Source organism: Kangiella sp. (assembly GCF_014762745.1).
In the GTDB taxonomy this organism is placed as follows: Bacteria; Pseudomonadota; Gammaproteobacteria; order Enterobacterales; family Kangiellaceae; genus Kangiella.
In genome coordinates this window covers 22,261-34,966 of the sequence record NZ_JABURJ010000135.1, presented here as the reverse complement: position 1 = coordinate 34,966, position 12,706 = coordinate 22,261, and the positions used below count along the sequence as shown (strand labels likewise).

The window sequence follows — 12,706 nt, the reverse complement described above, 5'->3', positions numbered from 1 at the left end:
GTACCTTAGGATTAAAGTGGTTTTGGTTGCTGGAATGCTTTAAACAATCTAAAGCCAAAGACCAGCGCCGCTATGATGAATATGATCAGCATCCAGCCAGGCATTGATATTCCTAAGAATCTCCAGCTGATTTTGGCGCATTCACCGGCGCCCGTTAATACGGTTTGTAAAACTTCCATGAAGGGTAAAACATCCATCATGTAATCTAAGGGTGCACCACAAGCTGGTGCTTCGCCTTCTGGCAGGCTTTGTAGATAGACATGGCGTCCGGCAATTCCGATACCAGCAAACGTGGTTAGTAATCCCAGGATCTGGTAGATGCGATTGCTGATGGAAGAGATGGGTGGGTTATGGATTGCGTTCAGGAGAAGCACAATACCCATGGCCGCAACAGCGACTCGTTGGAACATGCATAATGGACAAGGCTCGAGTCCATCAACGTACTGGAAGTAAAAGGCGGTTACCAGTAACTGATAACAGATGAAAGCACCAAAAAAGTTCCAGCCACGGCTATTTAAATTCATGTGATATGCTCTTGTGTCTTTGGTTCACAGGACGCGAATAGCGCACACTACCTGCACTTGGTTTAAAGTGCAAGCAGTTACGTTTCGCAATACTACCCGTGACATAGACGGTTTAAAAGTGACAATTTGTAACCATTTCCTTGCGGCTTATTTCTTCAGGGCTGCCGCCAAAGCATCGGCAAAAGCACCCTGCGGCTTATTTTGACCACGTTTAGCGGATTGGTTTCCTTTAAAGTTGCCTTTTTTATGGGATTTAGCATCGCGCTTTTGAGCGGGCTTTGATGCGGCCTGAGCATCGGGGCCAATCATCGACAGGCTGATGCGTTTACGCTGTATATCTACGTCCAGCACCCAGACCTTGACGATATCGCCGGCTTTTACCACTTCTGCCGGGTCTTTAATGAACTCATTGGCCATCATTGACAGGTGCACCAGACCGTCCTGATGGACGCCAACATCCACAAAGGCACCGAAGGCGGTTACGTTGGTGACAACCCCTTCCAGTTCCATGCCAATTTTCAGGTCACTCAGGGTTTCGACACCTTCTTTAAATTGGACCATTTTAAACTCCGGACGTGGGTCGCGGCCCGGCTTGTCCAGTTCTTTCAAAATGTCATTAACGGTATGTAAACCAAAGGTTTCGTCTGTAAAGTCCTGAGCCTTAACCTGACGTAACTTATCTGAGTTGCCCATCAACTGATGCACGTCCTGCAGTTCAAGAGCTTGCATCATTTTTTCAACCACTGGATAGGCTTCGGGGTGAACTGCAGAGCTGTCCAGAGCGTTGTCGCCATCACGAATACGCAGGAAGCCTGCGGCCTGCTCATAGGTTTTCGGCCCCATGCGCTCAACTTCGAGAAGCTGCTTACGGTTATTGAAGCGGCCATTAGAGTCGCGCCAGTTAACGATATTCTGCGCAATGGTTTTACTCAGGCCTGAAACGCGGGTCAGTAGCGGAACAGAAGCCATATTCAGGTCAACGCCAACCGCATTCACACAGTCTTCGACCACGCCATCGAGGCTTTTTGCCAGCTGGCTTTGGCTGACATCATGCTGGTATTGACCTACACCAATAGACTTAGGCTCAATTTTTACCAGCTCTGCCAGAGGGTCCTGTAAGCGACGGGCAATGGATACAGCGCCACGATAACTCACATCCAGATCAGGGAATTCTTGTGCGGCCAGTGCCGATGCAGAGTAGACCGAAGCTCCTGCTTCGCTGACCATGATCTTTTGTAATTTAAGTTGCGGTGCCATTTTTATCAGTTCGGCTACCAGCTTGTCGGTTTCTCTTGATGCAGTACCATTGCCGATACTGACAAGCTCAACCTTGTGCATTTCACATAAGGTCTGCAGTTTGCGTAATGATTGGTCCCACTGATTTTGTGGCGCATGTGGGAAGATGGTGGTTTGTGTCAGCAACTTGCCTGTTTCATCGACAATCACTGCTTTAGTACCAGTTCGCAAGCCCGGATCCAGCCCCATGGTCACCTTGGCACCAGCCGGAGCAGCCATTAGCAGGTCATGCAAATTGCGGGCAAAGATACGTATTGCTTCAGTTTCGCCCAGTTCACGCACTTTGGCTAATAATTCAGTTTCGAGATATAGGTGCAGCTTGATCTTCCAGGTCCAGAGGACTACCTGCTGTAGCCAGTAATCAGCCGGTCGCTTCTGATCTTTGATATTAAAATGCTCGGCAACCATCGACAGGCAAGGGTCGTTGGCTTCAGGGTCTTTGATAAGTTCCTGGTTAGAAACCATCTGCAAGGTCAGAATGTTTTCGTTGCGGCCACGCAGCAAAGCTAGGATTCGATGGGAAGGAATGGTTTTGAAAGCTTCGCTGTGGTCAAAATAGTCAGAGAACTTGATGCCTTCTTTTTCTTTGCCTTCAATGACCCTGGCATGAATAAAGGCGTTATCCCATAGGTATTCGCGCAGTGTTTTCAGCAGTTCAGCGTTTTCCGCAAATACTTCCATCAGAATCTGACGGGCGCCGTCCAGCGCATCTTTAGTCGATTCAATTTTATGTTCAGGATTGAGGTATTTCTCTGCTTCGGCTTCAGGATCAAGCGCTGGGTTCTGCCATAAATCCATGGCCAATGGCTCAAGACCTGCTTCGCGCGCGATTTGGGCTTTGGTGCGACGCTTGGGTTTATAGGGCAGGTATAAATCTTCCAGTTCACTCTTGGTGGTGGCTGCTTCAATCGAAGATTTCAGTTCTGGTGTCAGCTTTTCCTGCTCTTCGATACTTTTAAGAATGGCAGCGCGGCGATCTTCCAGTTCGCGCAAATAACCCAGTCTCTGCTCAAGATCCCGTAGCTGGGTGTCATCCAGTGCGCCAGTGACTTCTTTACGGTAACGCGCGATGAAGGGTACGGTCGAGCCTTCATCCAGCAAGCGAACCGCAGCTTCTACCTGTTGCGGGCGAACATTTAACTCTTGAGCTATCTGTTGGTTTATTTGTAACATCTTGTTAAGTGCTTATTGGGGAAAATATGGCGGCATAGTATAGTGCTTCGAAACCTATGAAAAAAGAACAAAATGCCCAAGTCGGCTTTGACTCAGCGCTCAACTGTGGGTAAATCAAGGGTAAAGCGCTACTGGAGCATGACTAATTGTTTGTTTTTATGGCCAATTTGTTGACAATTAATAACAAGACAAGAAAAGGCCTTTCTGATAAAAGTTACTGATGTAATTCTAATAGACGTTAATAATGTAACGGGGGCGCTTAATAGAAAGCGCATAATAAAGTAGAAGGAATGTTGGGTTATGACTGAAGAAACTCCGAAGATATTAGTGGTTGATGATGACGTTCGTTTGCGAAGTCTACTGGAGCGTTATCTGAAAGAGCAGGACTTTATGGTCCGCACTGTTGAAAATGCTGAGCAGATGGATCGTTTTCTGGAGCGTGAGAATTATCACTTGATGGTTCTCGATTTGATGCTTCCTGGTGAAGACGGTCTTTCCATTTGCCGCCGCCTGCGTTCCCAGAATAACCCCATCCCAATCATTATGCTGACTGCGAAAGGCGATGAAGTGGATCGTATTGTCGGTTTGGAAGTGGGTGCGGATGACTATCTGGCGAAACCTTTTAATCCCCGTGAGCTGTTGGCTCGTATCCGTGCAGTGCTTCGTCGCCAGGCCAAACATATTCCAGGGGCTCCAAGTAACTCCGAAACAGTCGTCAGCTTTGGGCGCTTTACTCTAAATCTGGCAACCCGCGAGATGACCGATGATGGTAATCCTATTTCATTGACTAGTGGCGAGTTTGCGGTGTTGAAGTCATTGGTTGAGCATGCTCGTCAACCATTATCTCGCGACAAGCTGATGAATCTGGCTCGTGGTCGTGATTACTCAGCGCTGGAACGCAGCATTGATGTACAGGTATCGCGTTTACGTCGTCTGATTGAAGCCGATCCGGCCCATCCGCGTTATATCCAGACGGTCTGGGGCGTGGGCTATGTGTTCGTTCCAGATGGTGGTGAGGCCTGATAGCTCAGGTCTTGCTCTGTTCCCTTTGACAGTCTCTATCACTAGCTTTCATGCGTATTCTGCCTAAATCAGCATTTGGCCGTATTGCCGTATTGGTCGGTTGCCTGTTGCTGATTAATCAGTGGGTGTCTTATCTGTCGATCTCCTGGTATGTGGCGCAGCCTTCAATGAAGCAGCTGGTGCAGTTGCTTTCGGCGGATGTGAAAACTTCACTTGAATTGCAGGCGCTGGAGTTTGAAGGGAAAATTGATGGCTCGGTGCGTCAGCAGATTATGGATAACCAACGCATCCAGTTTATTTCCACCCGTATGGGCGAGCCAAAACAGCTTAGAGAGGCGCGTCCATACAGCGTGTTGACCGAGCAGCTGGCTGAGAGTCTGGGCGTCAGTGAAACCCAGACTGAAATGCGGGTAGAAGAATCCGATAACATTTATTACTGGATTAAATCTCCGCAGCATACCAATGTCTGGCTCAGAATCGCGATGGATCCTTTCGAAGGTTTTTATATCCACCCGCCCGTGGTCTATATATCGGTAATTTTATTGTTAAGTCTGCTCGGAGGCTGGATTTTCACCAAGCAGATCAGCCGTCCACTGCGCCGCCTGGAATTTGCCGCGCGTGAAATTGGTCGTGGTGACAATCCGGGCCAGTTAAAGGAAGAGGGGCTTGAAGAAATGGTCACCGTGACACGAGCCTTTAACCAGATGGCGCGCAATGTGCAGCAGCTGGAGCAGGATCGTAATTTGCTGCTGGCCGGTGTTTCGCATGATTTGCGCACACCATTAACGCGTATTCGCTTAGCCACTGAGTTTATGGGTGAGGCGGATGAAGAGTTACGCGAAGGGATTGTGCGGGATACCGAGGATATGGATCAGATTATTGACCAGTTCATTTCGTTCGTGCGTGATGGCCGGGATGAGCGCGAGCAGCTCGGTGACTTAAATGCATTGGTTGAAGAATGTATCAAGTCGGTCAGATTACAAACTCAGGATATCAGTTTTGAGCTGGGGAAATTGCCGAAGATTTATTTTAAACCCTTGGCAATGAAGCGATTAATTACTAACCTGATCATGAATGGCCTGAAATACGCAGGGCCACCCCTAAAGGTCACCACCAAAATTGAGGATAAGATGATTCAGCTATCGGTGCTGGATGAAGGTCCGGGTATCAGGGATGCCGAGATGGAGCATCTATTCCAGCCATTCTCCCGGGGCGATTCGGCCAGAAGTGGCGGCGGCTCAGGTTTGGGATTGGCAATTGTCCGTCGTATTGCAGAAATGCACGGTGGCACGGTCACTTTGCATAACCGCGCCGAGAAAGGCCTGGAAGCGCGCCTGCAGATTCCTCTTCATTAGAACTTCTCACTAGAGCTTCCTGCAAGTCAGGCAGGTTCTCCTTTATTAATTGACCGATTCGCTACCCTGATTAGTGGTGATAAGCTGCGCAATTTCCTGCTGGGTAAACACTTCCTTCTTACTGCAAAAATCACATACTAACTCAACTTTACCATCATGCTCCTCGGCCAATTGCATCAACTCCTGTGGCTCAATGGTTAACAGGGCCCGCTCATTACGTTCACGTGAACAACTGCATTGGAACTGGATCGGTTTTTCCGTGTACAGAGTTACCTTGTCCTGATGGAACAGGCGATAGAGCAGATCATGATGAGATAATGTGAGTGCCTCTTCATCAGTAATGGTTTCGGCTAATGTGGTGACATGCTCAAAAGCAGTCTGTCGATCCTTTTCTTGATTGCCCTCATCAGGCATGGCCTGCAGGAAGACCCCGGTAATCCGCTCTTTACTAACAAACAGTTTGAGATAGGTCGGCAACTGCTCGGAACTGGTAAAGTAATCTTCAAGACATGCCGCAAGACTGTCTTTTTCCAGCGAAACAATACCCTGGTAGCGGTGGCCTTGCACCGGCTCAATGGTAATGGCCAGGGTGCCGCCCTGAGTCCACTTTTTGAAGTCATAATCTGTAATATCAGGATCGAGCGGGTGCATGACGCCACGAATATGGCCGTGATTATTGCATTCGGTGACCAGCAATTTGACCTGCGAAGGGCTTTGCAGCTGTAGCGAAACCTTGCCTTCGATCTTTATGATTTCAGCCATTAAGGCAGTCGCTGCCAAGGCTTCGCCAAGCAGGTGGCGCAGGGTGTCTGAATATTGGTGCTGTTCGCAGATAGTCTGGAAGCTTTGCTCAAGGCTGATGATCTCGCCACGAACCGGTAAATCGGCAAATGTAAATCTCTGAATAAGATCGGACATGAATGCTCTCTGATGTTTAATTAATGCTGATTGGTTATGAGTCTTTATCCTGCTGGCGCAAGAAACGGTGGATCTGACGGCGTTGTTTTTTGTCAGGCTTATGCTCTGAAAAAGGCATCGACTGGCGTTGAACCGCAAGCTGTTCCCGCTTTTCGATGCTCTCTTCGGTTTCTCTGTAAAGAGTCTGAGCCACCTTGGCCGGGCCGCGTTGTTCCGACAGGCCTTCGACAATGACTGTTTTTTCAGCAAACCCCTGGCGAATTTTTATACTCATACCAAGCTGAACCTGACGGCTGGGTTTGCCTCGAACACCGTCGCAATGAACTTTCCCACCTTCGATGGCAGCCTTCGCCAGAGCTCGAGTTTTGAAAAAACGCGCTGCCCAAAGCCATTTGTCTAATCTCACATAAATGTCAACTACCATCTTGAACCTTACTATTCTTTACAGTATCTTGCTTGCTTTCTCAGCTCCTGCATGGGACTATTTCCGATTATAGGCGATCTGCAGGAAGGATGCCGAACAATTACGAGGGAACACAACGACTTTTCGTGACACAGTAACTCATGAATCCTATAACTCAAAAAATAAGCCAGTTTGTGCAACAACGGGGTAGGTTGATTGCGCAGGTGCTAGCCGCTTTATTGACTGTACTGACTTTGTATATAGTTGCTAAGTTAATATGGTTGTGGATTGGTTTTTTTCAACCACCGCAACACGCTGAACCTGTAGTTCAAACACGTCCCCAACAAACTAACCGTTCAGCTGTTGATGTCAACAAGCTGGTATCTATGCATGTCTTTGGAGAAGCTGGCCGGGTTGAGGAAGAAACGGTGCAGGCCGAAGAAACTCGCCTTAATCTGAAGTTGCTGGGAACCTACGTTTCCTCTGAAGAAGGATTATCCAGTGCCATAATTCAGGCTAATGGACGTGATGAAAAAGCCTACTTTATTAATGATAAGTTGCAAGTGAACGGCAATGTGGTTCTGGAAAAGGTTGAAACTCTGAAAGTCATTTTGAAAAATAATGGCAAGCTGGAAACTCTGACACTGGAAGAGCAGCTTGATCAGAGTGCATTAACCAAACCTAAGCAAGAATTGAAAGCGGCCGAGCCGACTGCTGAAAGAACCATCGACAAGCGCCGTGATAGTCGTTTAACCAGTGAGCTGGCTGACATGAAAGATAAGGTATTCACCGATCCTCAGTCATTGGCCGATTTAGCCAAATTTGAGCCGGTTGTTGATGAAAGTGGTGTGGTAACCGGATATAAAGTTGCTCCTGGTAGTGACCCAAGAATGTTTGCTCGCCTTGGCCTGAGACGCAATGATGTCATCAAGTCAGTTAACGGAACACAACTTAACGAACAGGGTTTGTTGGGTATCGCTAATGAGTTGACCAGTGCAGATTCGCTGGAAATTACGATTGAGAGAGATGGACAGCCCGTAACACTATTGCTGGGTTTGTCAGAGCTGTCACAGCAGCAAAAGTCAGATCCAAATGAGAGAAGAATCCAATGATACAGACACTCAAGAAATTTCGTATGAAACGACTGGGTAGCAGTTTAACCATGACGGTATGTGCTGCTGGCCTGTTACTATCATCCTTTAGTGCGAACGCTGAAAGGTTGAATGTCAGAGACGCAGATATTCGTGAGGTTGTAGAAACCGTAGCCAAAATCACGGGTAAAACGATGATCGTAGACCCACGTGTCAAAGGACTGAAAGTTACTATTATTACTGCTGGAAATGTGGACTACACCAAAGATCAGATTTACAACATTTTTGTTTCAGCGCTTCAGGTCCATAAATTTCAAGCCATTGAAGCAAATGGTGTGGTCAAGATTGTTCCCGATCAGCAGGCCCGCTCTGAATACTCTCCAGTCAATGTCTCAAACCTAGATGAATATGGTGATCGCTATATTACTCAGGTCATACCGGTACAGAACGTCGATGCGCAACAAATTATGAATGTGTTGCGTCCTTTGGTTTCACCAACCTCAGGTCATTTATTTGCGGTTCAAGGTACTAATACCCTGATTCTTCATGACTCAGCTTCTAACGTTCGTCGCATCAGTGAGATTATCGACCGAACGGATAAGGCCAATGATGAAGAAATTGAAGTGATTCCATTAGAGCATGCCTCAGCAAGTGAAATCGTTAGAATTCTTGAGAGCTTAAGTCGTAGTGGGCGCCAGCAACAGGGCAACGAAGTGCAGGAGCCGCGTTATGTTGCTGATGAAAGAACCAACAGTATTTTGTTGAGCGCTAATGATCGTCAACGGGTACGTTTACGAGCTCTTATTGGCAGCCTGGACCGCCCGCTAAACTCTATGGGTAATACTAAAACTGTATTTCTGAAATATGCGAAGGCGGAGCAGGTGGCGGAGGTGCTTTCCGGCATTGGTGAAATTAAGCAGAAAGAAGAAGCTGCTGCATCAGGTCGTGCTGGAGCTGGTGGTGCTGCAACTGGTGGAGTGGCCGCGCAACGTTCGCTATATAGTATCCAACCTCACGAAGAAACCAATGCTCTGGTTTTAACTGCACCGCCAGATATTATGCGTGAATTTGACTCAGTGATCCGTGCGTTGGATATTCGTCGTAAGCAGGTTCACGTTGAAGCCATTATTGTTGAAATTTCAGACAATAAAGCGAAAGAGCTGGGTATTCAGTGGTTGTTCGCCCCAGATGGCGGCAGTGCTCCAGGTGGTGTGGTCAACTTTACTAACACGGGACCGGGTATTGGTAATGTTGCTGCAGGTGCGATTGCTGCACGCGGCACCGAAGAAGAAGTGTTTACGCGAGATCCTGAAACCGGTGCCATTACCGGAACCGAAACCCGACGCACTGCTGGTGATCAGGGTGTGGCATTGGCTGAGGTGCTGGGCGGTATGCAAGGTCTTGGTTTAGGCGTTGCTCGAATCAGACCCGATGGCTTTAGCTGGGGTGCATTCATTCGAGCACTGGAAGGTGTGACTGACTCTAATACATTGTCGCGTCCGAGTGTCACGACCCTTGATAATGTGGAAGCTATCTTCAAGTCAGGTCAGGAAATTCCAATTATTACTGGCTCCACTCTCGGTGATAACAACTCTAACCCTTTCCAGAATGTTGAGCGTAAAGACGTGGGCGTGATGTTGAAACTGACTCCACAGATTAATGAAGGTAATTACGTTCGTCTGGATATCGAGCAGGAAGTATCATCTATCGCCGGTTCAACCAATGTGGACGTGGTAACCAACAAACGTGAAGTAAAAACTTCGGTGCTGGTTCCTGATGGTGGCATGGTAGTGCTGGGTGGCTTGATTGATGATGATATTCAACAAAGCTCACAAAAAGTACCAATCCTGGGCGATATTCCTGTATTGGGTCACGCCTTTAAATCACAACGTACACAAAAAATTAAGCGTAATCTAATGGTCTTCATACATCCTACTGTTTTGAAAGATGATGAAGAACTGCGTGAGTTGAGTAGTGCCAAGTACAGTTATATTAGAGCGCAACAGATTGAGCAGGCTAATCGTGGTATTAGTTTGATGCCTGAAGAAGAGTCTGAAGTTCTGCCAACTTATGATGAAGCCTTGGTGTTACCGCCAACTTATGAAGAGTATATGCAGGAAGACACTTTACAACAGGAAGACACAGGCGAGGCTAAAGAAGACTGATGGCTGAGCAAATGGCAAATGAACATATTGAGCCAGTGACGGAGGCTACCGCGAAAGAGGTGGGCTTTCGTCCTTTGCCTTTTAGTTTTGCCAAGCGTCATGGCGTTTTTCTGATCCGAACTGACGATGGTATGCAGTGCTTCATGCGTGAAGGAACAGCTCCGCAGGCTTTGCTGGAAGTTCGCCGTCACTATCCTTATCGTTTCCAGATTGAAAAATTAAACGAAACTGAATTTGAAAGTCGTCTCAGTGCCTTCTATCAATCCGGAACGGCAGATGCACGGCAGACCATGGAAGACCTTGGCGATGAAATGGATCTGTTCCGTCTGGCCGAAGAAATGCCAGAAACGGAAGATTTGCTTGAGGCCGAAGACGATGCCCCCATTATTAAATTAATCAACGCCTTGCTGACCGAAGCCATTAAAGAAAATGCTTCGGATATTCATATCGAGACCTTTGAGAAAACCTTGTCAGTTCGTTTCCGCGTTGATGGTGTTTTGCGTGAGGTATTACAGCCTAACCGTAAACTGGCACCACTGCTGGTATCGCGGATCAAGGTTATGGGTAAATTGGATATTGCCGAAAAGCGTATTCCTCAGGATGGTCGAATTGCATTAAGAATTGCCAACCGTGCCGTGGATGTTCGTGTGTCCACTATGCCATCAAGTTTTGGTGAGCGGGTGGTGCTGCGTCTGTTGGATAAGGAAGCGGGACGTCTTGAGTTTTCGCATCTGGGCATGGAGTCCAAGACGATGCAGCTGATGAGCGATCTGTTGCATAAGCCGCATGGTATTATTCTCGTTACCGGTCCAACAGGTTCGGGTAAAACAACCACCTTGTACGCAGGTCTTTCACTTCTCAATAATGCTACACGTAATATTCTGACCGTTGAAGATCCGATTGAGTATCTGATCGATGGCATTGGACAGACTCAGGTTAATCCGAAAGTGGATATGACCTTTGCCCGTGGCTTGCGTGCTATTTTGCGTCAGGATCCGGATGTGGTGATGGTCGGTGAGATTCGTGATCTGGAAACGGCGCAAATTGCAGTGCAGGCCAGTTTGACAGGTCACCTGGTGCTTTCAACACTGCATACCAACACTGCGATTGGTGCGGTAACCCGTATGCAGGATATGGGGGTTGAACCATTTTTGCTTTCGACCAGTTTGCTGGGTGTTTTGGCACAACGACTGGTGAGAGTGTTATGCCCTGAGTGTAAAAAGCCAGCTGTTGCCAATCAGAAAGAATGTGAGTTGATGGGTTTTGACACCTCGAACCCGCCGACAATTTATCATCCAGATGGTTGTGAGGCCTGTAACTATCATGGCTATCGTGGACGTCAGGGTATCTATGAGCTAGTGCTGATTGATGAACAGATGCGTACCATGATTCACAACAATAACAGCGAGCAGGATATGGAGCGCCACGCGCGCAAAGCGACGCCAAGCATTCGAGCGGATGGCCGCAAGCGTGTGCTGGAAGGGATGACAACTGTCGAAGAAGTGTTGCGTGTCACGCGGGAGGATTAATGGCCGCGTTTGAATATATTGCGCTGGATGCTCGTGGTAAGCAGAAAAAAGGTGTTCTTGAAGCCGATACACCTCGTCAAATTCGCCAGCAATTAAGAGAAAAAGATATGACGCCACTTGAAGTGGTGCATATCGGTGATGCGCAGAAAGCGCGTGAGAAAAGCTCTGGTGGTTTCTTCAAGCCCTCCATTAAAGTTGCTGACCTTGCTCTGGTCACACGTCAATTGGCAACTCTGGTTAAAGCCGCTTTACCAATTGAAGAAGCTCTAAAGGCTGTTGCCGATCAAACGGACAAAGGTAAAGTTAAAAGTATTATTTTGGGTGTTCGCGCCAAAGTACTCGAGGGTCACACACTTGCGGACGGTATGGCAGAATTTCCTAATGTCTTTAATGAGCTATATCGCTCCATGGTTGCTGCTGGTGAACGGGCAGGTCACCTTGATAAGGTTCTTAATCGTTTAGCCGACTATACCGAGCGCCGTCAAAAAATTAACAGCAAGGTATCAGCGGCTATGGTTTATCCGGTGGTGCTGATTCTGGTTGCGGTGGGCGTGGTTTCCGGTCTGATGGTTTTTGCGGTACCTAAAGTGGTTGAGCAGTTTACCCACATGAGCCAGGAATTACCGGTTCTGACTAAGATTTTGATTGGTATCAGTGACTTCGTCATTAATTATGGTCTTTATACACTGATATTACTGGTATTAATGTTTGTCGGAATGCGTTACTGGCTTCGTAATGAAGACAACAAACGTAGATGGCACGCTAAGATCTTGAAAATGCCAGTATTTGGTCGTTTGTCCAGTAACCTGAACACAGCCCAGTTTTCCAGTACCTTAAGTATTTTGCATTCCAGTGGCGTACCTTTGCTGGAAGCCATGAATATTGGCGGCAAAGTATTGTCTAATTTGAAGATGCGTCAGGCTGTTGCAGAAGCCGCGGTTAAAGTTCGCGAAGGTAGCAGTTTGAAAGTGGCTCTCCAGCAATCTGGCCTGTTTCCACCGATGATGATCCACATGATCGGTAGTGGTGAAGCCAGTGGTGAATTAGAGCAGATGTTGCAGCAGGTCTCAGACAATCAGGAAAGCTTGTTTGAAAATAGTGTCGATGTTGCTCTCAATATCATGGGTCCACTGATTATTCTGGCTTTGGGTGGCATGGTGATGTTTATTGTACTGGCCATGATGCTACCTATTTTCGAGCTAACAAATTCTATTACGAGTTAAATTATT

10 protein-coding genes are annotated in these 12,706 nt (G+C 47.5%); 6 read left to right on the top strand and 4 right to left on the bottom strand.

Annotated elements, in window-relative coordinates:
- Window positions 1–11: 11 nt before the first annotated feature.
- Both HUJ19_RS11915 and HUJ19_RS11910 read right to left on the bottom strand, forming a co-directional pair.
- A complete protein-coding gene (locus HUJ19_RS11915; protein ID WP_290624419.1) occupies window positions 12–524 on the bottom strand; it encodes a disulfide bond formation protein B in 513 nt (170 codons plus the stop codon).
- Between the two features lie 147 nt (window positions 525–671).
- A complete protein-coding gene (locus HUJ19_RS11910) occupies window positions 672–2,993 on the bottom strand; it encodes a Tex family protein (protein ID WP_290624418.1) in 2,322 nt (773 codons plus the stop codon).
- Window positions 2,994–3,293: 300 nt separating this feature from the next.
- Between HUJ19_RS11910 and ompR the strand changes: the two genes are divergently transcribed.
- Both ompR and envZ read left to right on the top strand, forming a co-directional pair.
- Complete coding sequence (gene ompR, locus HUJ19_RS11905) at window positions 3,294–4,016, top strand: two-component system response regulator OmpR (RefSeq protein ID WP_015781335.1); 723 nt, start codon at window positions 3,294–3,296, stop codon at window positions 4,014–4,016.
- A 50-nt stretch (window positions 4,017–4,066) separates the two neighbouring features.
- Window positions 4,067–5,371, top strand: a complete 1,305-nt coding sequence (gene envZ / locus HUJ19_RS11900) for a two-component system sensor histidine kinase EnvZ (RefSeq protein ID WP_290624417.1) — start codon at window positions 4,067–4,069, stop codon at window positions 5,369–5,371.
- Between the two features lie 45 nt (window positions 5,372–5,416).
- Here envZ and hslO read toward each other — a convergent pair whose 3' ends face one another.
- On the bottom strand, window positions 5,417–6,289 hold the full coding sequence (hslO, locus tag HUJ19_RS11895) for an Hsp33 family molecular chaperone HslO (protein ID WP_290624416.1): 873 nt from the start codon (window positions 6,287–6,289) through the stop codon (window positions 5,417–5,419).
- A 34-nt stretch (window positions 6,290–6,323) separates the two neighbouring features.
- Window positions 6,324–6,713 (bottom strand): S4 domain-containing protein, encoded by a 390-nt coding sequence (locus tag HUJ19_RS11890; RefSeq protein ID WP_290624415.1) that lies wholly within the window; start codon window positions 6,711–6,713, stop codon window positions 6,324–6,326.
- Window positions 6,714–6,853: 140 nt separating this feature from the next.
- On the opposite strand from HUJ19_RS11890, the gene gspC reads away from it, so the two are divergent.
- From gspC to gspF, 4 genes are read left to right on the top strand one after another with little or no spacing between them, the layout of a single operon-like run.
- The gene (gene gspC / locus HUJ19_RS11885) at window positions 6,854–7,804 is read left to right on the top strand and encodes a type II secretion system protein GspC (RefSeq protein WP_290624414.1); all 951 of its coding nucleotides are present in this window, start codon (window positions 6,854–6,856) and stop codon (window positions 7,802–7,804) included.
- A gap of 23 nt (window positions 7,805–7,827) precedes the next feature.
- Complete coding sequence (gene gspD, locus HUJ19_RS11880; protein ID WP_290624413.1) at window positions 7,828–9,948, top strand: type II secretion system secretin GspD; 2,121 nt, start codon at window positions 7,828–7,830, stop codon at window positions 9,946–9,948.
- Window positions 9,948–11,477 carry a type II secretion system ATPase GspE gene (gene gspE, locus HUJ19_RS11875; RefSeq protein WP_290624412.1) on the top strand — a complete coding sequence of 510 codons (1,530 nt, stop codon included), beginning with the start codon at window positions 9,948–9,950 and terminating at the stop codon, window positions 11,475–11,477. The genes gspD and gspE overlap by 1 nt, the downstream gene beginning before the upstream one ends.
- Window positions 11,477–12,700 carry a type II secretion system inner membrane protein GspF gene (gspF, locus tag HUJ19_RS11870; protein ID WP_290624411.1) on the top strand — a complete coding sequence of 408 codons (1,224 nt, stop codon included), beginning with the start codon at window positions 11,477–11,479 and terminating at the stop codon, window positions 12,698–12,700. Before gspE ends, gspF begins: the two co-directional genes overlap by 1 nt.
- Window positions 12,701–12,706: the final 6 nt, after the last annotated feature.

Coding starts and splice junctions, on each gene's coding strand:
- HUJ19_RS11910 (WP_290624418.1), bottom strand. CDS start 2,993: ATGTTACAAATAAACCAACAGATAGCTCAAGAGTTAAATGTTCGCCCG.
- gspD (WP_290624413.1), top strand. CDS start 7,828: ATGAAACGACTGGGTAGCAGTTTAACCATGACGGTATGTGCTGCTGGC.
- gspC (WP_290624414.1), top strand. CDS start 6,854: ATGAATCCTATAACTCAAAAAATAAGCCAGTTTGTGCAACAACGGGGT.
- HUJ19_RS11915 (WP_290624419.1), bottom strand. CDS start 524: ATGAATTTAAATAGCCGTGGCTGGAACTTTTTTGGTGCTTTCATCTGT.
- gspF (WP_290624411.1), top strand. CDS start 11,477: ATGGCCGCGTTTGAATATATTGCGCTGGATGCTCGTGGTAAGCAGAAA.
- HUJ19_RS11890 (WP_290624415.1), bottom strand. CDS start 6,713: ATGGTAGTTGACATTTATGTGAGATTAGACAAATGGCTTTGGGCAGCG.
- ompR (WP_015781335.1), top strand. CDS start 3,294: ATGACTGAAGAAACTCCGAAGATATTAGTGGTTGATGATGACGTTCGT.
- gspE (WP_290624412.1), top strand. CDS start 9,948: ATGGCTGAGCAAATGGCAAATGAACATATTGAGCCAGTGACGGAGGCT.
- hslO (WP_290624416.1), bottom strand. CDS start 6,289: ATGTCCGATCTTATTCAGAGATTTACATTTGCCGATTTACCGGTTCGT.
- envZ (WP_290624417.1), top strand. CDS start 4,067: ATGCGTATTCTGCCTAAATCAGCATTTGGCCGTATTGCCGTATTGGTC.